The organism is Leclercia sp. W17, from assembly GCF_003336325.1.
GTDB lineage: Bacteria > Pseudomonadota > Gammaproteobacteria > Enterobacterales > Enterobacteriaceae > Enterobacter.
On the sequence record NZ_CP031101.1, the window covers coordinates 4667008 to 4690989 of the forward strand.

At 56.1% G+C, this 23982-nt stretch carries 24 protein-coding genes; 15 read left to right on the forward strand and 9 right to left on the reverse strand.

What is annotated here, in order from left to right:
* Window positions 1–1161, reverse strand: coding sequence for a cystathionine gamma-synthase (gene metB / locus DVA44_RS23065; protein ID WP_103177499.1), 1161 nt, complete (start codon window positions 1159–1161; stop codon window positions 1–3).
* Between the two features lie 278 nt (window positions 1162–1439).
* Here metB and metJ point away from each other — a divergent pair, with 278 nt between their 5' ends.
* The gene (gene metJ / locus DVA44_RS23070) at window positions 1440–1757 is read left to right on the forward strand and encodes a met regulon transcriptional regulator MetJ (protein ID WP_015966498.1); all 318 of its coding nucleotides are present in this window, start codon (window positions 1440–1442) and stop codon (window positions 1755–1757) included.
* Between the two features lie 48 nt (window positions 1758–1805).
* On the opposite strand, the gene rpmE is transcribed toward metJ, so the two are convergent.
* The gene (gene rpmE, locus DVA44_RS23075; protein WP_103177500.1) at window positions 1806–2018 is read right to left on the reverse strand and encodes a 50S ribosomal protein L31; all 213 of its coding nucleotides are present in this window, start codon (window positions 2016–2018) and stop codon (window positions 1806–1808) included.
* Between the two features lie 201 nt (window positions 2019–2219).
* Between rpmE and priA the strand changes: the two genes are divergently transcribed.
* The 8 genes from priA (at window position 2220) to DVA44_RS23115 (ending at window position 11304) form a co-directional block, all read left to right on the forward strand.
* Window positions 2220–4415: a primosomal protein N' gene (priA, locus tag DVA44_RS23080; RefSeq protein ID WP_114388293.1), complete on the forward strand. Its 2196-nt coding sequence runs from the start codon at window positions 2220–2222 to the stop codon at window positions 4413–4415.
* Between the two features lie 134 nt (window positions 4416–4549).
* Window positions 4550–5575, forward strand: a complete 1026-nt coding sequence (cytR, locus tag DVA44_RS23085; RefSeq protein ID WP_114388294.1) for a DNA-binding transcriptional regulator CytR — start codon at window positions 4550–4552, stop codon at window positions 5573–5575.
* Window positions 5576–5668: 93 nt separating this feature from the next.
* On the forward strand, window positions 5669–6655 hold the full coding sequence (ftsN, locus tag DVA44_RS23090; protein ID WP_114388295.1) for a cell division protein FtsN: 987 nt from the start codon (window positions 5669–5671) through the stop codon (window positions 6653–6655).
* Window positions 6656–6749: 94 nt separating this feature from the next.
* Window positions 6750–7280, forward strand: a complete 531-nt coding sequence (gene hslV / locus DVA44_RS23095; protein ID WP_032615282.1) for an ATP-dependent protease subunit HslV — start codon at window positions 6750–6752, stop codon at window positions 7278–7280.
* Between the two features lie 9 nt (window positions 7281–7289).
* Window positions 7290–8621, forward strand: a complete 1332-nt coding sequence (gene hslU / locus DVA44_RS23100; RefSeq protein WP_103177504.1) for an HslU--HslV peptidase ATPase subunit — start codon at window positions 7290–7292, stop codon at window positions 8619–8621.
* A gap of 64 nt (window positions 8622–8685) precedes the next feature.
* Window positions 8686–9612: a 1,4-dihydroxy-2-naphthoate polyprenyltransferase gene (gene menA / locus DVA44_RS23105; protein ID WP_103177505.1), complete on the forward strand. Its 927-nt coding sequence runs from the start codon at window positions 8686–8688 to the stop codon at window positions 9610–9612.
* Window positions 9613–9703: 91 nt separating this feature from the next.
* Window positions 9704–10189, forward strand: coding sequence for a ribonuclease E activity regulator RraA (gene rraA / locus DVA44_RS23110; protein WP_103825243.1), 486 nt, complete (start codon window positions 9704–9706; stop codon window positions 10187–10189).
* Window positions 10190–10281: 92 nt separating this feature from the next.
* Window positions 10282–11304, forward strand: a complete 1023-nt coding sequence (locus DVA44_RS23115) for a hypothetical protein (RefSeq protein ID WP_114388296.1) — start codon at window positions 10282–10284, stop codon at window positions 11302–11304.
* Window positions 11305–11385: 81 nt separating this feature from the next.
* On the opposite strand, the gene zapB is transcribed toward DVA44_RS23115, so the two are convergent.
* The gene (gene zapB / locus DVA44_RS23120) at window positions 11386–11625 is read right to left on the reverse strand and encodes a septal ring assembly protein ZapB (protein WP_103177509.1); all 240 of its coding nucleotides are present in this window, start codon (window positions 11623–11625) and stop codon (window positions 11386–11388) included.
* A gap of 401 nt (window positions 11626–12026) precedes the next feature.
* Here zapB and DVA44_RS23125 point away from each other — a divergent pair, with 401 nt between their 5' ends.
* The 4 genes from DVA44_RS23125 to fpr all read left to right on the forward strand — a co-directional run bounded on the left by DVA44_RS23125 (window position 12027) and on the right by fpr (window position 16364).
* A complete protein-coding gene (locus tag DVA44_RS23125) occupies window positions 12027–12881 on the forward strand; it encodes an MIP/aquaporin family protein (RefSeq protein WP_114388297.1) in 855 nt (284 codons plus the stop codon).
* 21 nt (window positions 12882–12902) lie between these two features.
* On the forward strand, window positions 12903–14414 hold the full coding sequence (glpK, locus tag DVA44_RS23130) for a glycerol kinase GlpK (RefSeq protein ID WP_103825247.1): 1512 nt from the start codon (window positions 12903–12905) through the stop codon (window positions 14412–14414).
* 96 nt (window positions 14415–14510) lie between these two features.
* Window positions 14511–15521: a class II fructose-bisphosphatase gene (gene glpX / locus DVA44_RS23135; RefSeq protein ID WP_114316381.1), complete on the forward strand. Its 1011-nt coding sequence runs from the start codon at window positions 14511–14513 to the stop codon at window positions 15519–15521.
* Between the two features lie 96 nt (window positions 15522–15617).
* Entirely contained in the window at window positions 15618–16364 is a 747-nt protein-coding gene (gene fpr, locus DVA44_RS23140) for a ferredoxin--NADP(+) reductase (protein ID WP_114388298.1), read from the forward strand.
* Here fpr and DVA44_RS23145 read toward each other — a convergent pair whose 3' ends face one another.
* Window positions 16365–16784 carry a DUF805 domain-containing protein gene (locus DVA44_RS23145; RefSeq protein ID WP_114388299.1) on the reverse strand — a complete coding sequence of 140 codons (420 nt, stop codon included), beginning with the start codon at window positions 16782–16784 and terminating at the stop codon, window positions 16365–16367.
* A gap of 113 nt (window positions 16785–16897) precedes the next feature.
* Here DVA44_RS23145 and DVA44_RS23150 point away from each other — a divergent pair, with 113 nt between their 5' ends.
* A complete protein-coding gene (locus DVA44_RS23150; RefSeq protein ID WP_114388300.1) occupies window positions 16898–17494 on the forward strand; it encodes a DUF1454 family protein in 597 nt (198 codons plus the stop codon).
* A gap of 110 nt (window positions 17495–17604) precedes the next feature.
* Window positions 17605–18372, forward strand: coding sequence for a triose-phosphate isomerase (gene tpiA / locus DVA44_RS23155; RefSeq protein ID WP_114388301.1), 768 nt, complete (start codon window positions 17605–17607; stop codon window positions 18370–18372).
* Window positions 18373–18453: 81 nt separating this feature from the next.
* Here the strand turns inward: tpiA and DVA44_RS23160 are convergent, their stop codons facing one another.
* The 5 genes from DVA44_RS23160 to fieF all read right to left on the reverse strand — a co-directional run bounded on the left by DVA44_RS23160 (window position 18454) and on the right by fieF (window position 23932).
* The gene (locus DVA44_RS23160) at window positions 18454–19758 is read right to left on the reverse strand and encodes an SLC13 family permease (RefSeq protein WP_114388302.1); all 1305 of its coding nucleotides are present in this window, start codon (window positions 19756–19758) and stop codon (window positions 18454–18456) included.
* A gap of 58 nt (window positions 19759–19816) precedes the next feature.
* A complete protein-coding gene (locus DVA44_RS23165; protein ID WP_114388303.1) occupies window positions 19817–20575 on the reverse strand; it encodes a CDP-diacylglycerol diphosphatase in 759 nt (252 codons plus the stop codon).
* A 110-nt stretch (window positions 20576–20685) separates the two neighbouring features.
* Window positions 20686–21675: a sulfate ABC transporter substrate-binding protein gene (locus DVA44_RS23170; RefSeq protein ID WP_114316376.1), complete on the reverse strand. Its 990-nt coding sequence runs from the start codon at window positions 21673–21675 to the stop codon at window positions 20686–20688.
* 213 nt (window positions 21676–21888) lie between these two features.
* A complete protein-coding gene (pfkA, locus tag DVA44_RS23175) occupies window positions 21889–22851 on the reverse strand; it encodes a 6-phosphofructokinase (RefSeq protein WP_103825256.1) in 963 nt (320 codons plus the stop codon).
* Between the two features lie 175 nt (window positions 22852–23026).
* Window positions 23027–23932: a CDF family cation-efflux transporter FieF gene (fieF, locus tag DVA44_RS23180; protein ID WP_103825257.1), complete on the reverse strand. Its 906-nt coding sequence runs from the start codon at window positions 23930–23932 to the stop codon at window positions 23027–23029.
* Between the last annotated feature and the right edge of the window lie 50 nt (window positions 23933–23982).

Genomic DNA, 23982 nt, shown 5'->3' on the forward strand with positions numbered 1-23982 from the left:
TTACCCCTTGGCTGCGATCCGGAAGCCATTTTCCAGATCGGCAATTAAATCTTCACAATCTTCAATACCGGTTGAGATACGCAACAGCGTCTCGGAGATCCCGGCGGCGGCACGCGCTTCTGGCGCCATGCCTGCGTGCGTCATGGTGGCGGCGTGGGAGATCAAACTTTCAACCCCACCTAAAGATTCCGCCAGCGTAAACAGTGACAGCCCGCTCAGGAAGCGACGTAGCGTCTGCTCATCGCCATCCAGCTCAAAACTTAACATCGCGCCAAAACCCTTTTGTTGACGCGCCGCAATCTCGTGTCCCTGATTCTCCGGCAGCGACGGGTGATAGAGCTTTTTCACCAGCGGCTGGGTCTTCAGGAAATCGACAATTGCCTGGGCATTACGCTGCGCCACATCCATACGCGGCGACAGGGTGCGCAGCCCACGCAGCAGCAGATAGCTGTCGAACGCGCTGCCGGTGACGCCGATGTTATTCGCCCACCATGCCAGTTCGGTGACAACCTCCGGATCTTTCGCAATCACCACCCCGGCAACCACGTCCGAGTGGCCGTTCAGATATTTGGTGCATGAATGCAATACCAGGTCTGCTCCCAGTGCCAGCGGGTTCTGTAGCGCCGGACTGAGGAAGGTATTATCCACTACACTTATCGCTCCCGCATCCCTTGCAAGCTGACAAATTTTTGCAATGTCCACGACGCGCAGCAGCGGATTGCTCGGACTTTCGATTAATACCAGCTTCGGTTTTTCTGCCAGCGCCTGTTTCAGCGCCTGCTCATCACCTTGATCGACAAACAGCACGCGATAGCAGCCACGCTTCGCCAGGCTGTCAAACAGGCGGTAGCTGCCACCGTAACAGTCGTGCGGGGCCACCAGCAGATCGCCTGGTTTCAGGAACACCGTGGTCACCAGGTGAATAGCCGACATGCCGGTATTGGTCATCACCGCACCTGCGCCACCTTCCAGCTCCGCCAGCGCGCGCTGGGTGACATCACGCGTAGGGTTACCACGGCGCGAGTAGTCATGGGCGCGTGGTTCATTAAATCCGGTGAAGTTATAGGTACTGGAGAGGTGAATCGGCGGGACAACGCAGCCGTACTGTTCGTCATCATTCAATCCGCTACGCACTGCGATGGTGGCCTGTTTACGCGTCATGGTGAAGGCTTCCTGGATTAATGGATGAAAAGTCAGGCACCAGAGTAAACATTGATTATATGGACGTCAATACATCTGGACATCTAAACTTCTTTGCGTATAGATTGAGCAATGCGCAAATAGCCGTTAAAATTATATGCTTTAGCGCATACCGCAGAGGCAATATCCGTGTCACAACGGCATCTCTACGGTAAACTACGCGCGATTATGGCTCGTACCCCGGCGTATCGCTGCGGTGTCAGCCTCATATTAATGACAGAGAGGATTAAAGGTATCTCATGGCTGAATGGAGCGGCGAATATATCAGCCCATACGCTGAGCACGGTAAGAAGAGTGAACAAGTAAAAAAAATTACGGTTTCCATTCCTCTGAAGGTGTTAAAGATCCTCACCGATGAACGCACGCGTCGTCAGGTGAATAACCTGCGTCACGCTACCAACAGCGAACTGCTGTGCGAAGCGTTCCTGCACGCGTTTACCGGTCAACCGTTGCCGAACGATGAAGACCTGCGCAAAGAGCGTAGCGATGAAATTCCGGAAGAGGCAAAGGTGATCATGCGTGAGCTGGGTATCGACCCGGAGACGTGGGAATACTGATTTACAGATACAAAAAAAGCGCCTTGCGGCGCTTTTTTTTCGGGAAACTTACTTGGAACCCGGGATGCTGAAACGCTTGTTGAAGCGGTCAACACGGCCACCGGTTGCAACGTCACGCTGCTTACCAGTGTAGAACGGGTGGCACTGGCCGCACACGTCCAGGTTCAGATCGTGACCCACGGTGGAGCGGATCTGGATAGAGTTACCGCAAGAGCAGTTTGCAGTAATCATTTCGTATTTAGGATGGATATCTTTTTTCATGGGAGAACCTCAGTTAAGGCCGCGTCGCTCTTCCAGCCCTAACGCCAGACACCACGCGATGTTGAATGTAAGTTCTTTGATGCAAAGTGCACCAAAGGCGGCGAATCATACAGAATTTAACCAGGGTATGCAAACTGATCCGCACGCCGCCTTTCACTAATGTGTATACTAACGCGCCACTTTTCAAGTCAGGAAGATTCGATGCCCGTTGCTCACGTTGCCCTGCCCGTTCCGCTTCCCCGCACCTTTGACTACCTGCTGCCAGACAACATGCAGGCTGAGGCGGGCTGTCGCGTGAATGTGCCGTTTGGCAAACAGCAGCGGGTGGGCATTGTTGTCTCCGTAAGCCAGCACAGCGAGTTGCCTCTCAGTGAACTCAAAAGCGTGGTCGAGGTGCTGGACAGCGAGCCAGTCTTTTCCTCCAGCGTCTGGCGACTGCTCCTGTGGGCGGCCGACTATTATCATCATCCCATTGGCGATGTGCTGTTTCACGCCTTACCCATTCTGCTGCGACAGGGCAAAAGCGCCAGCCATGCGCCGATGTGGTACTGGTTTGCCACCGAGCAGGGCCAGGCGGTAGATATTAATAGCCTGAAACGCTCCCCGAAACAGCAGCAGGCACTGGCGGCGTTACGCCAGGGCAGGATCTGGCGGCATCAGGTTGAGAGCCTCGACTTTAACGACGCGGCGTTGCAGAGCTTACGTAAAAAAGGGCTGAGCGAACTGGCCTGCGAAGCGCCGGCGCTTATCGACTGGCGCGACGGCTTTAGCGTCGCGGGCGACCGTCTGCGGCTCAATACCGAACAGGCGACCGCCGTTGGGGCGATCCACAGCGCGTCCGATCGCTTTTCAGCCTGGCTGCTGGCAGGCGTGACCGGTTCCGGTAAAACTGAAGTCTATCTGAGCGTACTGGAAAATGTACTGGCTCAGGGCAAGCAGGCGCTGGTGATGGTGCCGGAAATCGGCCTGACCCCGCAGACCATCGCCCGTTTTCGCGAGCGCTTTAACGCCCCGGTCGAGGTGCTGCACTCCGGCTTAAACGACAGCGAGCGCCTCAGCGCCTGGCTGAAAGCGAAAAATGGCGAAGCGGCAATTGTGATTGGCACCCGCTCATCCCTGTTTACACCCTTTAAAAATCTCGGGGTGATCGTCATCGACGAAGAGCACGACAGCTCTTATAAACAGCAGGAGGGCTGGCGCTATCATGCCCGCGACCTGGCGGTCTATCGCGCCCACAGCGAACAGATCCCAATCATTCTCGGCTCCGCGACCCCTGCGCTGGAGACGCTGCACAATGTGCGCCAGCGAAAATACCATTTATTACGCCTGACGCGGCGGGCGGGTAATGCCCGTCCTGCCATGCAGCATGTACTGGATCTGAAAGGTCAGCCGGTGCAGGCGGGGTTGGCTCCGGCACTGATCGCCCGCATGCGCCAGCATCTGCAGGCCGACAACCAGGTGATCCTGTTTCTCAACCGGCGCGGCTTTGCCCCGGCGCTGCTGTGCCACGACTGCGGCTGGATCGCCGAGTGCCCGCGCTGCGATCACTACTATACCCTGCATCAGGCCCAGCATCATTTGCGCTGCCACCACTGCGACAGCCAGCGACCAGTGCCGCGCCAGTGTCCCTCCTGCGGCTCGACCCATATGGTGCCGGTCGGTCTGGGCACCGAGCAGCTGGAGCAGGCGCTGGCCCCCTTCTTCCCGGGCGTGGCTATCTCACGTATCGATCGCGACACCACCAGCCGCAAAGGCGCCCTTGAGCAACAGCTGGCGGAAGTGCATCGCGGCGGAGCGCGTATTCTGATCGGTACCCAGATGCTGGCCAAAGGGCACCACTTCCCGGACGTGACCCTGGTGGCGCTGCTGGATGTCGACGGGGCGCTCTTCTCGGCTGATTTCCGCTCCGCGGAGCGCTTTGCCCAGCTCTATACCCAGGTGGCAGGCCGTGCCGGGCGCGCCGGTAAACAGGGCGAGGTGGTGCTACAAACCCACCACCCCGAGCATCCGCTGCTGCAAACCTTGCTGCATAAAGGCTACGACGCCTTCGCCGAACAGGCGCTGGCGGAGCGTCAGACCCTGCAACTGCCACCGTGGACCAGCCATGTGATTATCCGCGCCGAGGATCACAACAACCAGCAGGCGCCGCTGTTCCTCCAGCAGCTGCGCAACCTGCTGCAGGCCAGCCCGCTGGTGGATAATCAGCTGTGGATTTTAGGTCCGGTTCCGGCCCTGGCCCCCAAACGCGGCGGACGCTATCGCTGGCAAATCCTGCTGCAACACCCTTCCCGGGTGCGGCTACAGCATATCGTCAGCGGCACGCTGGCGTTGATTAACACCCTGCCGGAAGCGCGTAAAGTGAAGTGGGTCCTGGACGTTGATCCTATCGAAAGCTAAAAAAGGGTGGGAGGCGGATCGAAAAATTAAACACGACTCACACTTTTTATGAAAATTCTGTAACCGCTTCCATTCGCAATCTGATAAAACTGACTCAGTCAGAAGTGCGGTGATACGCCTGCGAGGAGAAGAAGTTGAAGTCCAGGAAAGAGGTTGCCTCGGCGACCATGAAAGATGTTGCCCTGAAAGCAAAAGTCTCAACGGCAACGGTATCCCGAGCATTAATGAATCCCGACAAAGTCTCTCAGAGCACGCGTAACCGTGTTGAGCAGGCTGCGCTGGAGGTGGGTTATCTGCCCCAGGCTATGGGCCGTAACGTCAAACGGAACGAATCCCGCACCATTCTGGTCATTGTGCCCGACATCTGCGATCCCTTTTTCAGCGAAATCATTCGCGGTATCGAAGTGACCGCCGCCGCCCAGGGCTACCTGGTGCTGATTGGCGACTGCGCGCACCAGAACCAGCAGGAAAAGACTTTTATCGACCTGATTATCACCAAGCAGATCGACGGCATGCTGCTGCTCGGTTCCCGCCTGCCCTTTGATGCCGGCATTGAAGAGCAGCGCAATCTGCCGCCGATGGTGATGGCCAACGAATTCGCGCCTGAGCTGGAACTGCCTACCGTTCACATCGATAACCTCACCGCCGCCTTCAACGCCGTGAATTATCTGCAGGAGCTGGGCCATAAACGTATCGGTTGTATCGCCGGACCGGAAGAGATGCCGCTGTGCCACTATCGCCTGCAGGGCTATGTTCAGGCGCTGCGCCGCACCGGGGCGACGGTGGATCCGCACTATATCGCCCGCGGCGATTTTACCTATGCCGCAGGCGGCCTGGCACTGGAAAAACTGCTGTCATTGCCGCAGCCGCCGACCGCGGTGTTCTGTCACAGCGACGTCATGGCGTTGGGCGCGCTCTCCTATGCCAAACGGCGCGGTCTGAAAGTGCCGAAAGACCTCTCAATTATCGGCTTCGATAATATTTCTCTGTCTGAATTTTGCGATCCTCCACTCTCGACGGTGGCGCAACCCCGCTATGATATTGGCCGGGAAGCGATGCTGCTGTTACTGGATCAGCTGAACGGACAAACAGTTAGCAGCGGCTCCCGTTTACTGGACTGTGAATTGATCGTCAGAGGTTCAACCCAAGCCCTGACTTAAAGTAAACGCCTTTCAGACGTCCTCATCTGGTCAAAGGCCCGTCGCTTAAGTAACATGACGGGCTGACAAACGAAAAAATACAGCGAAACGATAGTGGCACAACGAGATTATGTACGTCGCGGCCAGCCGGCACCTTCGCGACGCAAAAAGAGTAGCTCACGGAAACCGCAACGCAGCAGCCTGCCCGCAGTCTCACCGGCTATGGTGGCGATCGCGGCGGCGGTCCTGGTGGCATTTATCGGCGGCCTCTGGTTCATTACGCACCATAAAAAAGAAGAAGCAGAAGCGCTGCAGGGCAATAAAGTGGTCGGCAATGGCTTGCCCCCTAAACCGGAAGAGCGCTGGCGCTATATTAAAGAGCTTGAGAGCCGCCAGCCGGGTGTGCGTGCGCCTACTGAACCCTCTGCCGGTGGCGAAGTGGTGGATCCTAACCAATTAACCAACGAACAGCGTCAGCTGCTGGCACAGATGCAGGCCGATATGCGCCAGCAGCCGACCCAGCTCAACGAAGTGCCGTGGAATGAGCAGACGCCGGCACAGCGTCAGCAAACGCTGCAGCGTCAGCGCCAGGCGCAGCAGCAGGCTCAGCAGCAGCAACAGTGGGCGCAAAGCCAGACGGTACAGCAGCCGAAAGCGCAGCCGCGGGTGACGGAACAGCCGTACCAGCAGCCTAAGGTGGCACAAACGCAACCGGCGCAACAGCCGAAGACGCAGCCTGCGAAGCAAAATAGCAACACGCAGCCGTATCAAGATCTGCTGCAAACCCCTGCGCATACCACCGCGCAGCAGCCGAAAGCCGCGCCGGTCACCAAAGAGACCGAAGCGCCGAAGCAGACGGCTGAGAAGAAAGACGAACGTCGCTGGATGGTGCAGTGCGGATCCTTTAAAGGCGCAGAGCAGGCGGAAACCGTACGTGCCCAGCTGGCCTTTGAAGGCTTTGACTCACGCATTACCACCAATAACGGCTGGAATCGCGTAGTGATCGGCCCGGTTAAAGGCAAAGACAATGCCGATGGCACCATCAGCCGTCTGAAGATGGCAGGTCACACAAACTGCATTCGACTCGCTTCCGGGGGTTGAAACCCCCAAAATCCCCCCCATCTATCATTCTATTCAGCCCTGAGCACTGGCTCAGGGCCTCTATTTTCCGAATGTGTAACCAGGGGGTCTGCTCGTGACAACAATAGTAAGTGTACGCCGTAACGGCCAGGTGGTGATTGCCGGTGATGGCCAGGCCACGCTGGGTAATACCGTCATGAAAGGCAACGTGAAAAAAGTGCGTCGTCTGTATAACGACAAAGTGATCGCCGGTTTTGCGGGCGGTACTGCGGACGCCTTCACGCTGTTTGAGCTGTTTGAACGTAAACTGGAAATGCATCAGGGCCATCTGGTGAAAGCTGCCGTTGAACTGGCGAAAGACTGGCGTACCGACCGTATGCTGCGCAAGCTGGAAGCACTGCTGGCGGTGGCCGATGAAAATGCCTCGCTGATCATCACCGGTAACGGTGACGTGGTGCAGCCAGAAAATGACCTGATTGCTATCGGTTCCGGTGGCCCGTACGCCCAGGCTGCCGCCCGCGCGCTGTTGGAAAACTCCGATCTGGGCGCACGCGATATCGCTGTGAAGGCGTTGGATATTGCAGGTGATATCTGCATCTATACCAACCACTTCCACACCATCGAAGAATTGCCGTCTAAGGCGTAAGGATTTCTCATGTCTGAAATGACCCCACGCGAAATTGTCAGCGAACTGAACAAACACATCATCGGCCAGGATAACGCCAAGCGTTCCGTGGCGATTGCCCTGCGTAACCGCTGGCGTCGTATGCAGCTGGATGAAGTGCTGCGCCATGAAGTGACGCCAAAAAACATTCTGATGATCGGCCCGACCGGCGTCGGTAAAACCGAAATCGCCCGTCGTCTGGCTAAACTGGCCAACGCGCCATTCATCAAAGTCGAAGCGACCAAGTTCACCGAAGTAGGCTATGTCGGTAAAGAAGTGGACTCTATCATCCGCGATCTGACCGATTCTGCCATTAAGATGGTCCGCGTCCAGTCCATCGAGAAAAACCGCTATCGCGCAGAAGAGATGGCGGAAGAGCGCGTGCTGGATGTGCTGATCCCACCGGCGAAAAACAACTGGGGCCAGGCAGAACAGCCTGCTGAGCCATCCGCTGCGCGCCAGGCGTTCCGCAAAAAACTGCGTGAAGGCCAGCTGGATGACAAAGAGATTGAGATCGAGCTCGCCGCCGCGCCAATGGGCGTGGAAATTATGTCTCCGCCAGGTATGGAAGAGATGACCAGCCAGCTGCAATCCATGTTCCAGAACCTGGGCGGGCAGAAGCAAAAGCCGCGTAAGCTGAAAATCAAAGACGCGATGAAGCTGCTGATTGAAGAAGAAGCGGCGAAGCTGGTAAACCCGGAAGAGCTGAAGCAGGACGCTATCGACGCGGTTGAACAGCACGGTATCGTGTTTATCGATGAGATCGATAAAATCTGTAAGCGCGGCGAATCCTCCGGCCCGGACGTTTCCCGTGAAGGCGTACAGCGCGACCTGCTGCCGCTGGTTGAAGGCTGCACCGTCTCCACCAAGCACGGCATGGTGAAAACCGATCACATTCTGTTTATCGCCTCTGGCGCGTTCCAGGTTGCCAAGCCGTCGGATCTGATACCAGAACTGCAGGGCCGTCTGCCGATCCGCGTTGAGCTGCAGGCGCTGACCACCGAAGATTTCGAGCGCATCCTGACCGAACCAAACGCCTCCATCACCGTGCAGTACAAAGCGCTGATGGCGACCGAAGGGGTGAACATTGAGTTCACCGAAGACGGGATCAAACGTATCGCACAGGCCGCATGGCAGGTTAACGAAACCACCGAAAACATCGGTGCGCGTCGTCTGCATACCGTGCTGGAACGCCTGATGGAAGATATCTCTTATGATGCGAGCGACCTGAATGGTCAAAGCATTAAAATTGATGCCGACTATGTGAGTAAGCACCTTGATGCTTTAGTAGCAGATGAAGATCTGAGCCGTTTTATCCTATAATCGCGGCAATTGCATTTTCATCACAAATGATGGGGCTGAAAGGCCCCATTTTTATTGGCACATAATTACTATGACTGAAATCAGCCGCACGCAGGCCTGGCTGGAAAGCCTGCGTCCTAAAACGCTCCCTCTCGCTTTCGCCGCCATTATTGTTGGCACCACCCTCGCGTGGTGGCAGGGGCATTTCGACCCGCTGGTGGCTGCCCTGGCGCTGCTGACCGCCGGGCTTCTGCAAATCCTCTCTAACCTCGCCAACGATTACGGGGATGCCGTCAAGGGCAGCGACAAGCCCGACCGCATCGGGCCATTGCGCGGAATGCAGAAAGGAGTGATCACCCAGGAGGAGATGAAACGGGCGCTGATTATCACCGTCGCGCTGATCTGTCTTTCCGGGATTGCGCTGGTGCTGGTGGCCTGTAAAACCCCGGCGGATGCGGTTGGCTTCCTCGTGCTCGGTCTGCTGGCGATTGTCGCGGCCATCACCTATACCGTCGGCACCCGCCCTTACGGTTACATCGGGCTGGGGGATATCTCCGTGCTGGTCTTCTTCGGCTGGCTGAGCGTGATGGGCAGCTGGTATCTGCAGGCGCACTCGTTAATTCCTGCTCTGTTCCTGCCAGCCACCGCCTGCGGCATGCTGGCGACGGCGGTACTGAATATCAACAACCTGCGCGATATCGACAGCGATCGTCAGAACGGTAAAAACACCCTGGCGGTGCGGTTAGGCGCGGTGAATGCGCGCCGCTACCATGCCTGCCTGCTGATGGGTGCCCTGCTCTGTCTGGCGCTGTTTAACCTGCTTTCCCTGCACAGCCTGTGGGGCTGGCTGTTTGTGCTCGCCACGCCGCTGCTGGTTAAACAGGCGCGCTACGTGATGCGCGAGCAGAGCGCCTCGGCCATGCCGCCAATGCTGGAACGCACGGTAAAAGGCGCACTGCTGACTAACCTGTTGTTCGTGATAGGGATTATTCTTAGTCAGACGCTAAATTAGCTGACAAATATCAATTAACAATTGATGATTTTGCCAACAATGCAATTCGCGCGATATACTGAAAACACTCGCAGCAACTGAACTTAAGCCTATGAAATACGATACCTCCGAGCTTTGTGACATCTACCAGGAAGATGTGAACGTCGTAGAACCACTGTTTTCCAACTTTGGAGGACGGTCGTCGTTTGGCGGACAAATCATTACGGTGAAATGTTTTGAGGACAACGGGTTGCTGTACGATCTGCTCGAACAGAACGGCCGTGGACGCATTCTGCTGGTTGATGGTGGCGGCTCCGTGCGTCGCGCATTAGTTGATGCGGAACTTGCCCGTCTCGCCACCCAGAACGAGTGGGAAGGCATTGTGGTCTATGGCGCGGTGCGTCAGGTGGATGACCTCGAAGAGCTGGACATCGGCATTCAGGCGATTGCGGCCATTCCGGTAGGTGCCGCAGGTGAAGGCATTGGCGAAAGCGACGTGCGCGTCAATTTCGGCGGCGTGACCTTCTTCTCCGGCGACCATCTCTATGCCGATAACACCGGCATTATCCTCTCTGAAGATCCGCTGGATATCGAGTAACACGCAGTAAAAAGGCGGTGATTACTGCCTTTTTACTGTGCCTGACAGCCAGGATGGCTGTCGTTAAATGATACAAGCAAAAGGAACCTTGTTTGCGCGGCATTCTCTATTTTCTCAGTTTCGTTTCTATCCTCTGGTTACTCTATCGCTCGTTTCGCCTTCTGTTTTTTGCGCCTCCGCCGTTTATGCTGGCTGTCACCTTGCGTCTGGGTCTGGCGTTACTCATCTTTCTTGGCGCGGTGAACTTGCCCCGTAATCTGGCAACGTTTGATAAGCAATTTAAAGAAACCGTGGGTTATCCCTCCTCCCTTCTTACAATGCGATTCATTCATCTTGACGATGTTAAAAAACAACGGATTATGCGGGAAGCTGAGATCTATTTTTCCGATATCCAAAACGTGATTACCGTTGAAAATATCCCGACGCGTCATCGAACAGAGTCATACCTTGATCACCAGAGAAAAATTAAAATCCAACAAGATATTCTGCCAAATCGCTATCGCTGGCAGGGTGATCAGCTCACCATTGCCAGTGGCAGGCCATTAACTGACGAAGAAGCTGCCCGGCTGGAAGCGACCCTGACGCAGGCTTTAAACGGCATCACGTCACACTCAAGACTCGAGTCTCGTTTTGTTTTATCTCCCGCTATGCCAGGCAGCGCTAATCTGTGGCAAATACTGCTTGCTGAAGAAACGGATACCTTAGCGTTAACCTTCTCTGTCAGTGTGCATCCGAAGGTCTTTACTGCAACGTGCCCCAAAAATATGACGCTCTTATGCAGTAAAGCGCGCTTTTTCTGCCTGCTGCCGGTCGCAACGACGTTACCAGACTCTCTCACCACGCAATGGTTGCAACTGAATCATGATGAACCCATAAAGCTTACGGGGTCGCTCGGGCAGGAAAAATATCAGCTCTGGATAACCAAAGAGCGAGAACAAATAGCGCCATTTTTGGTGTTGTCATCGGACAACTTGGAGGTTGAGCGAGAGCGGTTTTGTCAACGGGAAAAACGAAATTTTATGATGCGCCACTTTAGCCAAGGTACAGATTTAAGCCAAATAAGTCAGTCACTTGAGAGTTTTAAGCTGGAACGCAATGTTCGGTTTCATCCGTAAAGAGAGGAAATAAAGCGAGGGGGCCGAAGTCCAAGAGTATAGTGAATGACATAAAGCGCCTTACGGCGCTTTATTCTGGAATCAGACCTCTTCCATGCGCCCGAGCAGGGCATGCAGACGATCCTGCCAGCCGTTCTGCTGTTCGCGCAGCTGATGGTTTTCACGCTCCAGCTCTTCACGTCCGTGCTGAGCAGTCTGAATTTCCTGCGACAGCGCGTTGTTTTTTTCTTTCAGCTCTTCGATTTCCATCTGCAGCAGGGTGATGGTATCAATCGCCTGCTGTACTTTCGATTCCAGTTTCTCAAACACTTCTAACGACATAATGCTACCTCTCCTGAATTTGCAAGGCGACGCTTGACGTAAACGCGCACAACACCTGGTGTCGATTGTATGGAGCCCCGCCCTCCCTGTCCAGCGGCAGACCGCGCAGATTGCGGTTTGCAACACTTTTCAGTCTCCTCCTGGTGCGTTCGCACCATATACCCCTAAATTGTTAATACTTTAGTTATTAAAACGCTTACTCCTCCTTTCGCTTACAGCAGTTTTTGCCCGCTTTATGGCGCGTTATCGCTCATTTTGTTGACGCGGCACACACATTTTAAGTTCGATATTTCTCGTTTTTGTTCGTTAACGATAAATTAACACTATGTCTACAGGACATCGTGCCGGTCATGGCGACCGTCGCGCCAACAATAACCATTAATCATTTTCAGGATCCGATTATGAGTGAAACATCAACCTTAAAAGGCCAATGCATCGCAGAGTTCCTGGGTACTGGGTTGTTGATTTTCTTTGGCGTAGGATGTGTGGCTGCACTGAAAGTGGCGGGTGCCAGTTTCGGTCAGTGGGAAATCAGTGTGATCTGGGGTCTGGGCGTGGCGATGGCCATCTACCTGACGGCGGGTGTTTCGGGTGCGCACCTCAACCCTGCGGTCACCATCGCGATGTGTCTGTTTGCCTGCTTCGACAAACGCAAGGTTGTGCCTTTTATTGTGGCGCAGTTTGCTGGTGCGTTTTGTGCAGCGGCGTTAGTTTACGGGCTCTATTACAATCTGTTTATCGACTTCGAGCAGACGCACCATATGGTGCGTGGCAGTACCGAAAGCCTTGAGCTGGCGGGGATCTTCTCCACCTATCCGAACCCGCACATTAACTTTATGCAGGCCTTCGCGGTAGAGATGGTGATCACCGCCATCCTGATGGGTACCATCCTGGCGCTGACCGATGACGGCAACGGCATTCCGCGCGGTCCGCTGGCGCCGCTGCTGATCGGCCTGCTGATTGCGGTGATCGGCGCATCGATGGGGCCACTGACCGGTTTCGCCATGAACCCGGCACGCGACATCGGCCCGAAAGCCTTCGCCTTTATTGCCGGGTGGGGTGACGTGGCCTTCACCGGCGGCAAAGATATTCCTTATTTCCTGGTGCCGCTGTTCGGCCCTATTGTAGGTGCTGCGCTGGGTGCCTTCGGCTATCGTAAATTGATTGGCCGCCACCTGCCGTGTGACACCTGTGTCGTCGAAGAGGCCGAAGAGAAGGAAACCACCTCTGGCGCACACCAAAACGCTTCGCTGTAATCTGACTACGGGACCACAACTATGACCGACAAAAAATATATCGTTGCGCTCGACCAGGGCACGACCAGCTCCCGCGCTGTCGTTATGGATCATGACGCGAACATCGTCAGCGTGTCACAGCGCGAATTCGAGCAAATCTATCCTCGTCCAGGCTGGGTTGAACACGACCCGATGGAGATCTGGGCGTCACAAAGCTCAACGCTGGTAGAAGTACTGGCGAAAGCTGATATCAGTTCCGACGAGATTGCAGCGATTGGCATCACCAACCAGCGTGAAACGGCCATCGTCTGGGAACGCGAAACCGGTAAGCCGATTTACAACGCCATTGTCTGGCAGTGCCGTCGTACAGCGGACATCTGCGAGAAGCTCAAGCGCGACGGCATGGAAGAGTACGTGCGTAGCGCCACCGGCCTGGTGGTAGACCCTTACTTCTCCGGCACCAAGGTGAAATGGATCCTCGACCATGTCGAAGGCTCCCGCGAGCGGGCAAAGCGCGGCGAACTGCTGTTCGGTACCGTAGATACCTGGCTTATCTGGAAGATGACTCAGGGGCGCGTTCACGTCACCGATTACACCAACGCCTCGCGCACCATGCTGTTTAACATCCACGATCTGGACTGGGATGACAAAATGCTGGACGCGCTGGACATCCCGCGCGCCATGCTGCCACAGGTGCGTAAGTCGTCTGAAGTTTACGGCCAGACCAATATCGGCGGCAAAGGCGGCACCCGTATTCCTATCGCCGGGATCGCCGGTGACCAGCAGGCGGCGCTGTTTGGCCAGCTGTGCGTAAAAGAAGGGATGGCGAAGAACACCTACGGCACCGGCTGCTTTATGCTGATGAACACCGGCGAGAAGGCGGTGAAATCGGAGCATGGCCTGCTGACCACCATCGCCTGCGGCCCACGTGGCGAGGTGAATTACGCCCTGGAGGGCGCGGTGTTTATGGCAGGCGCGTCCATTCAGTGGCTGCGTGACGAAATGAAGCTCATCAGCGACGCCTTCGACTCGGAATATTTCGCCACCAAGGTGAAAGACACCAACGGCGTCTACGTCGTGCCGGCCTTTACCGGTCTGGGTGCCCCCTACTGGGACCCCTACGCCCGCGGCGCAATTTTCGGCCTGACGCGTGGGGTAAACTCTAACCACATCATCCGCGCCACGCTGGAGTCGATTGCCTTCCAGACCCGCGACGTACTGGAAGCGATGCAGGCTGACTCCGGCATTCGTCTGCACGCCCTGCGCGTGGATGGCGGCGCGGTGGCGAACAACTTCCTGATGCAGTTCCAGTCCGACATTCTGGGTACCCGCGTGGAACGCCCGGAAGTGCGTGAAGTGACGGCGCTGGGTGCGGCCTATCTTGCCGGTCTGGCGGTCGGTTTCTGGCAGAACCTGGACGAACTGCAGGAGAAAGCGGTCATCGAGCGCGAATTCCGTCCGGGCATCGAAACCACCGAGCGTAACTACCGCTACAGTGGCTGGAAGAAAGCCGTGAAACGCGCGCTGGCCTGGGAAGAGCACGACGAATCTTAACACCTCCCCCTCACCCCGTCGGGGTGAGGGGTCCAAACCGCCTCCCCCACTCTGTGATAAACTTCGTGCAATTCCTTTTGATTGCACGAGTATCTGATGAAACGTGAACTTGCTATCGAGTTTTCCCGCGTAACCGAAGCTGCCGCTCTGGCAGGCTACAAGTGGCTTGGCCGTGGTGATAAAAATACCGCTGACGGCGCAGCCGTCCATGCCATGCGCATCATGCTTAACCAGGTCAACATCGATGGCACCATCGTGATTGGTGAAGGTGAGATTGACGAAGCCCCCATGCTGTTCATCGGCGAAAAGGTCGGGACCGGCAACGGCGATGCGGTGGATATCGCGGTAGACCCCATTGAAGGCACCCGCATGACCGCTATGGGTCAGGCTAACGCCCTGGCGGTACTGGCGGTGGGCGATAAAGGCACCTTCCTCAACGCGCCCGATATGTATATGGAGAAGCTGATTGTCGGCCCTGGCGCAAAAGGGGTCATCGACCTTAATCTGCCGCTGGCGGAAAACCTGCGTAATATCGCCGCCGCGCTCAATAAACCGTTGAGCGAACTGACAGTCACCATTCTGGCGAAACCGCGTCACGATGCGGTCATCGCCCAGATGCAGCAGCTGGGCGTGCGCGTCTTTGCCATTCCCGATGGCGACGTGGCGGCCTCCATCCTCACCTGCATGCCGGACAGCGAAGTCGACGTACTGTACGGCATCGGCGGCGCACCGGAAGGGGTGGTTTCTGCTGCGGTCATCCGCGCCCTCGACGGTGATATGCATGGCCGTCTGCTGGCCCGCCATGACGTAAAAGGCGATAGCGAAGAGAACCGCCGCATCGGTGAGCAGGAGCTGGCCCGCTGCGCGGCGATGGGGATTGCAGCCAATACCGTGCTGCGTCTGGATGATATGGCGCGCAGCGATAACGTTATCTTCTCGGCGACCGGCATCACCAAAGGCGATCTGCTGGACGGCATCACCCGCAAAGGCAATATGGCCACCACCGAAACGCTGCTGATCCGCGGTAAATCACGCACCATCCGCCGCATCCAGTCGATTCACTATCTCGACCGTAAAGATCCCGACGTACAGACCCACATTCTGTAAAACCGTTTGATCAATTGAGCTTTCCGGCCCGCCCGGGCTGGAAATCTCCCTCTCAGGTAAGGAAGATAGAACCCGAGATCAGTACAGGAGAACATCATGGCAGACTGGGTAACAGGTAAAGTCAAAAAGGTAGAGTTCTGGACCGATGCGCTATTTAGCCTCACCGTTCATGCACCCATCCAGCCTTTCACGGCCGGGCAATTTGCCAAGCTGGGGCTGATGATCGACGGCGAACGTGTACAGCGCGCCTACTCCTATGTCAACGCGCCGGATAACCCGGATCTCGAGTTCTACCTTGTCACCGTTCCCGATGGGAAACTCAGCCCGCGCCTGGCGGCACTGAAACCCGACAATGAGATCCAGATTGTCAGCGAAGCCGCAGGTTTCTTCGTGCTGGATGAAGTGCCAGACTGCGAGACGCTGTGGATGCTGGCGACCGGTACCGCCATCGGCCCTTACCTGTCGATCCTGCAATACGGGCAGGACCTGGATCGCTTTAAAAATATCGTTCTCGTGCATGCCGCGCGCTACGCCGCAGATCTGAGCTACCTGCCGCTGATGCAGGAACTGCAGAAGCGTTATGAAGGGAAAGTGAAAATCCAGACGGTGGTGAGCCGTGAAACGGTGCCGGGGTCACTCCACGGGCGCGTACCGGCCCTGATTGAAAATGGCGAGCTGGAAGCCGCCGTGGGTCTGAAGATGGAGGCCGACACCAGCCACGTGATGCTATGTGGCAACCCGCAAATGGTGCGTGATACCCAACAGCTCCTGAAAGAGACCCGGCAAATGACCAAGCATTTACGCCGTCGGCCGGGCCATATGACCGCAGAACACTACTGGTAATTAGCGGTACTTTACGTCGAGCGTATCTTTACCGTATTTATTCTCGCCCTGGGTGCCCACAAACGCGCCCAGGTCGACAATGATCATCACAAAAATAATGGTAGGGATCAGCCTGCCCACTACCCACGGCAGCATGGAGGGCAGCATCGACCAGTTGCCTGCCAGCAGCATCCACGCCAGTATCACCAGCAGCGCCCACAATCCCGAACGTCCGCGATCGTGCAGACGTTTTACTAACACCGCCGCGGTCGGCCACAGCAGCGACACCAGCGCGAAGGCCGCCGTCTGGGTGTTCAACCATGCGTTATTGGCAAAAATAAACAGAGCCAGCATGGCGACAATCCATACACCAATCCAGATCCAGAAATCACGGCGTCCAATACGCCCTTTGAATGAAAACAACCACTGCTGTATGGTCATGTCAGGTTCCTAAAAGTCATCGCGGCGCGTAGTTTACCCTGGAGTCGCCTCCTTTTGACAAGCCAGCCGGATCCCGTTTTAATCGTGGGCAGTAACATTCAGAGACTTTATTGATGAAGATGTGGTTTCACCTTATTTGGCTGGGTTTAACACTGTTGGGTGCAAGCGCACCTCTGCGTGCTGCTGAGACTTCCGTATCGGCTACCGCACCCTATGTGATGCCGGGCGCACCGACCTTTGATCAGTCTATCAGCCTGTTCCGTGAAGCCTTCAATCAGGACAATCCAAAGCTGCCACTCAATGAGTTTCGCTCCATTGATGGCACCCGCGACACCCCGAACCTGACCCGGGCTGCCAGCAAAATTAATGAGAATTTGTACGCCTCGACGGCGCTTGAGCGCGGAACCCTCAAAATCAAAAGTATGCAGATTACCTGGCTGCCGATTCAGGGGCCGGAGCAGAAAGCCGCCAAAGCCAAAGCGCTGGAGTATATGAGCGCCATTTTACGCGCCTTTACCCCTGCCCTGACCAAAGCGCAAAGCCAGCAAAAGCTGCAAAAGCTCCTCACAGCCGGTAAAAACAAGCGCTATTACGCCGAAACGGAAGGCGCGGTTCGCTATGTCGTGGCAGATAACGGCGAAAAGGGGCTGACCTTCGCTGTTGAACCGATTAAGCTGGCGCTATCTGAGGCACTCGGCGGGTCGAATTAATGACAAAAAGCAAAGCCTTTCGAGGGAAAATCTCTATACTGATTCACAGACCATGCTGCCCTGTCGGGCGGCCATATTCCTTAATTCGCTCTTGAGCGTGGAGAATTGAAATGCGACATCCTTTAGTGATGGGTAACTGGAAACTGAACGGCAGCCGCCACATGGTAAACGAGCTGGTAGCTAACCTGCGTAAAGAGCTGGCTGGTGTGACTGGCTGTGCTGTTGCTATCGCTCCGCCGGACATGTACCTGGATATGGCTAAGAAAGCGGCTGACGGCAGCCACATCGTTCTGGGTGCCCAGAACGTTGACGTTAACCTGTCTGGCGCGTTCACCGGTGAAACCTCCGCTGAAATGCTGAAAGATATCGGCGCAAAATACATCATCATCGGCCACTCTGAGCGTCGTACCTACCACAAAGAGTCCGACGAGTTCATTGCGAAGAAATTCGCTGTGCTGAAAGAGCAGGGTCTGATCCCGGTTCTGTGCATCGGTGAAACCGAAGCAGAAAACGAAGCGGGCAAAACCGAAGAAGTCTGCGCACGTCAGATCGACGCAGTCCTGACCACTCAGAGCGCGAGCGCGTTCGAAGGTGCGGTCATTGCTTACGAGCCAGTATGGGCGATCGGTACCGGCAAATCTGCCACCCCAGCACAGGCTCAGGCCGTTCACAAATTCATCCGTGACCACATTGCGAAAGCCGACGCGAAAGTTGCTGAGCAAGTGATCATCCAGTACGGCGGTTCCGTAAACGCCTCTAACGCAGCAGAGCTGTTCACCCAGCCGGACATCGACGGCGCGCTGGTTGGCGGCGCATCCCTGAAAGCAGACGCTTTCGCGGTGATCGTTAAAGCAGCAGAAGCAGCGAAACAGGCGTAAGAGCCTTTGTGGCGGGTGGCGCTTCGCTGACCCGCCCTACGATACTCCAGGCCCGGTAAGCGCCAGCGCCACCGGGCTTTTTTACAGCCGTCCCAGCAGGCTAAACCACAGATAATCCAGCGGCAGCAGCACCAGATAGGTTGCCACCGCCAGCGCCAGACAGAGCAGCATCCCCGCTCGTGCAGGCACTCTTCCCAGCCCCATTGCCACCACAATCGGCGACGCCTGATACGGCAGCAGCGGCGTGGAGTACCCCAGCACCTGAATCATAATCACCGACAGCAGCGGAAAGCCGGTGGCGTCCGAGAAGCTTTGCGCCAGGGTGGTATACAGCGCCGGTACGCCGTTGGCGGTCATAATGAAATTCAGGGCGGTGGTGATGCCGGTCAGGGCCAGGAAACTGGTGAACGGCGCATCGGCATCCAGCGGCATTACCCGCATCAGCGCCTCGCCCACGGCACTGCCAATACCGGTTTGCGTCACGGTGATCGCCAGCCCGAGAATACCCGCCACATAAATACAGGTGCGCATATTCACCCCCGCCGAGAATTCGTCCCCGGTGATAAAGCCAACCCGCGGCAGCATCACCACAATCGACGCCGCAAGCCCGGTCCATGCCGGTCCAATGCCGTGCCAGCTTTCGGTTACCCACATCACCAGCACCACCGCCAGCAGCCAGGCGAGGCGTTTTTCGTCGCGGCCCATCGGCTCTGGCGGGGTCAAATCCTTCGCCGGTTTTGGCGCGCCGGGGAACAGCCAGCAGATCAGGCCGATCAGGATCAGACCCTTGAGAATGCCCAGCACAGGCGTATGCAATAGCAGGTACGGCACATAGTTAAGATGGATGCCATACGAGCCTTCCGCCGCCCCGCTCATCACCAGATTAGGTACGTTGGCCGGAAGGATGGTGGCCGAAAGCTGGAAGGTGCCAAACCCCACCGCCAGTGCCAGGCCGAACCAAGCCCGCGTACCGTCGGCAATGCCCGCCCGCTTCGCCATCGCCGCCACGATGGGCATCAGCAGTGCAATACGCCCCATGTTGGAGGGCATCACAAACGCCAGCGCATAGGTGAGCAGCACCACGCTTGCCACCATCAGCGGCCAGGAGTCGGTCAGCCTGGCCGACAGCGCCCGCGCCGCCCTGTCCGCCAGCCCGGTTTTGCGGATCGCCACCCCCAGCACAAATCCGCTGAATACCAGCCAGAACGCTGACGAGGCAAAACCGCCAAAAATCACCTCCGGCGGGGCGATACGCGCGATCATCGCCGCGGTAAAGAACAGCAGCGCGGTGAGGAATTCCGGCAACAGCGAGGTGGCCCACAGGATGATGGTGACGACGATAATCAGCGAGGGCAGAAACAGCGGGTGAGTGAACCAGAGCGACATGCCTGTCTCCTGTAGAATTTTTCAGCAAGTCTACGGCGACAGGCAGGGCGAGTAAACGCTATTTATGGTGGGGTTCATTCAGGATAGTGCATTGATGATCCTGCAATTCCTCAGCGGAAGCACGGTTAAGCGCCAGCAAATTGCGCGCCGTTGCCAGTAATACAAACGATCCGTCCGCCTGCTGCGCCATCGCCAGCGCAAAGCGTCCCATATGGCCGCGCGCTTCCGGCAGCTCTTCTGCCAGCATCATAAACGGGCTGCGTTTCACCAGCTCCGCTTCTGTCACCCGACGCGCCAGATACTCATGCCCTTCCAGCCCACCGGGGAGTGGCAGCCACTGGGTGCTGATCTGCCCCTGATGTGCATTGAGCTTCTCGCGCACGTCCGGGCGCAGGCAGGAGATATGGATATGAAAATGATTTTGCGTGCGACCGGTCGGGGAGTTGATGGTCAGTGAAACTGCACTGTCGGGCACGTTGCTCCCCCGCTTCATGCTCATAAAGTGGCGCGACTGCCACGCCAGCCAGAAGAAATTGGGCGTATGGGCCTCGGTCAGAAGCGGGCTTTCGGTACCGTTGATGCGGTACGTGGGCATCAGCAGATATTGCAGCGGCCCGTTGCGATCTTTAAACACCACATATCCCGCATCCGTTTTTACCAGCGCACAGGGCGCCGGGTTACGGTTCTGCATCTGACCAGGCACACACTGGTCGAGAACGATATGCCGCAATGCGTTTGGGTTACCCGCTTTCAGCCAGAACCCGACACCTGTCGCGAGCGCAATCACAACCAGTACCAGCACGATTATTTTTTTCACAGCGCATTCCCTGTATCCACCTGACGCCAAAGAGTAACGCATAAAAATGAACAAATAAAAAACCCGGTGGATTTCTCACACCGGGTCCCGTGTCGTTCTTCAAAAAATGCTTAACGCTTGCTGATCTGATCGAAGGTGCCGCCATTCGAGAAGTGATCTTTCTGCGCTTTCGTCCAGCCGCCGAAGACCTCATCGATAGTGAAGAGCTTCAGTTTCGGGAAGGCGTTCTCATACTTCTTCGCCACCGCCTCATCACGTGGACGGTAGAAATTCTTCGCGGCAATCTCCTGGCCTTCCGGGGAGTAAAGGTATTTCAGGTAGGCTTCCGCCACGGCCTGGGTGCCTTTCTTATCCACTACTTTATCGACAACGGAGACGGTTGGCTCAGCCAGAATGGATTCGCTTGGAGTGACAATTTCAAATTTGTCTTTACCCAGTTCGTTAGTCGCCAGCAGCGCTTCGTTTTCCCACGCAATCAGCACATCACCAATGCCGCGTTCAACGAAGGTGTTGGTTGCGCCACGCGCGCCGGAGTCCAGCACTTCGACGTTTTTAAACAGCGCTTTCACGAAATCCTGCGCTTTAGCCTGATCGCCATTGTTCTGGTGCAGGGCGTAACCCCAGGCTGCCAGGTAGTTCCAGCGAGCGCCGCCAGAGCTTTTTGGGTTTGGAGTGATGACCGATACGCCCGGCTTAACCAGATCGTTCCAGTCATGGATCTGTTTCGGGTTACCTTTGCGAACCAGGAAAACGATGGTGGAGGTATACGGCGCGGAGTTGTCCGGCAGGCGTTTGATCCAGTTTTTATCGATACGGCCACGTTCCGCGATAGCGTCCACGTCATACGCCAGCGCCAGGGTCACGACGTCGGCTTCAATGCCGTTAATCACCGAGGTCGCCTGCTTGCCGGAGCCACCGTGGGACTGGCGGATCACGACGTTATCGCCGGTTTCCTGTTTCCAGTGTGCGGCGAACGCTTTGTTGTACTGCTCGTACAGTTCACGCGTCGGATCGTAAGACACGTTCAGTAACTGAATATCCTTTGCCAGAACGCTGGTCGATGCCAGCAATAACGTTAAACCCACGCCCCATTTATTCATCGCCCAACTCTCTTAATGTTGTGTTTGATGAGTGCAGGGTGCCAGAAAGCGAACCAATGATTAAAGAATAAAAAAAGATTGGCTATAACACAGGGGAATAAAAAGAGGGTATGAGCGCACAAAAAAGCCGGGTGGCAGCTACGCCTTACCCGGCCTACGAACCATGCTTTTGTAGGCCCGGTCAGCACAGCGCCACCGGGCAACAGCCGCCGATCAGTACAGCTTTTTCGCGCACTCCAGCCAGTCACCTTTGAACGGACGCTTCATGTTTTCAATAGCGTCGATGATGTCATGGTGAACCAGCTTTTCGTTCTGAATGCCGACGCAACGCCCGCCAAAGCCCTGCTGCAGCAGTTCAATCGCGTAAGCGCCCATACGGGATGCCAGAATACGGTCGTAAGGACCCGGAGAGCCGCCACGCTGGATGTGGCCAAGAACGGTCGCGCGGGTTTCGCGTTTGGTTTCGGCTTCAATGTACTTCGCCAGCTCGTCAACGTCGCAGATGTGCTCGGTAATGGCAACGATAGCGTGTTTCTTACCTTTGGCGATACCGGCTTTGATTTCTGCCACCAGATCTTCACGGCTGAATTCCACTTCCGGCACCACGATGAACTCACAGCCACCCGCAATCGCCGCCGCCAGGGTCAGGTCGCCACAGTAGCGGCCCATCACTTCGACGATAGAGATACGCTGGTGAGAAGAAGAGGTATCACGCAGACGGTCAATCGCCTCTACAACGGTGCCCAGTGCAGTGAAGTAACCGATGGTGTAGTCGGTGCCTTTAATGTCGTTGTCGATGGTGCCTGGCAGACCGATGCATGGGAAGCCCATTTCAGTCAGGCGTTTTGCCCCCATGTAGGAACCGTCACCGCCGATAACCACCAGCGCGTCCAGGCCGCGTTTTTTCATGTTCTCGATAGCCACTTCACGGATGCGCTCATCACGGAATTCCGGGAAACGCGCGGAGCCCAGGAAGGTACCGCCACGGTTAATCATGTCGGACACGCTGTAGCGGTCGAGCTGCACCATGCGATCTTCATACAGGCCCAGATAACCGTCATAGATACCAAAAACTTCCAGACCTTCCGTCAACGCTGCGCGCACTACACCACGAATTGCTGCGTTCATGCCGGGCGCATCACCGCCGCTTGTCAACACACCGATTTTCTTAATCATGACTACCTCTGAACTTAGGAATGCAAAAATGAAATCTGTTGCCGGAAGACGTCCTATCGACCAACGAATAGTGCAAATAGTATATCAATCACTTCCCGCTGAATTGATTCAGGTCAGACCAAATGGCGGTTATTTTTCCACAAAATGCTGCCCCGGTTCACTTTTTTACAACGAATTACGAAAGCCCAAAATGTCCAGTACCTGGCTTAGGCACGACTGAGCAGGGATCCTGGTGAATAATGACATCTGACCCCGGGAAACGCTGCAAAATCGCCTGTTCAACCTGTTCCGCCACCAGATGGGCCTGAACGAGCGGCAGGTTATCTTCCATTTCTAAATGAATCTGAATAAAGCGGGTCGGCCCTGACTGCCGCGTGCGAAGATCGTGAGCGCCGCTGACGCCGGGCCAGGAGGTCACAATTTCAAAGATTTCATGCCGTTCTGCGTCTGGCAGTGCGCGATCGAGCAGGGATTGCACTGCATCGTACCCCATACGCAACGCACTGTATAAAATATAGAATCCAATCCCTAACGCAAATAACGCATCGGCCCGGTGCCAGCCATACCAGGCCAGACCGAGCGCAATAAGAATCGCACCGTTCATCATAACATCAGACTGATAATGAAGCATATCTGCCCGTACCGCCTGACTCTGCGTTTTACGCACCACCCAGCGCTGGAACGTTACCAGAACTAATGTGCTTATAAGTGCAATAACGGTTACCACCACGCCGACGCCGGGATCTTTCATCGGTGACGGGGTATACAGATGCTGAATGCCAGTCAAAAAGAGGAACAGCGCTGAACCGGAAATAAACATGCTTTGCGCCAGTGCCGCCAGCGACTCCGCTTTGCCATGACCAAAGGTATGCTCTTCGTCCGCCGGCTGTAACGAGTAACGCACCACCCACAGGTTCGTCACCGAGGCGGCAATATCCACCAGGGAGTCCACCAGCGCCGCCAGAATACTGACCGAACCGGTATACCACCACGCGAAGATTTTAATGACTAACAGGCACGACGCCATGACCGTCGCGGCGATTGCGGCCCGGCTCACCAGCCGTCCATAGGATTGATTCATAAACACTCCTGTCACGCTATGCCGCTAGTATAACGGATGCAGAGGAGTCA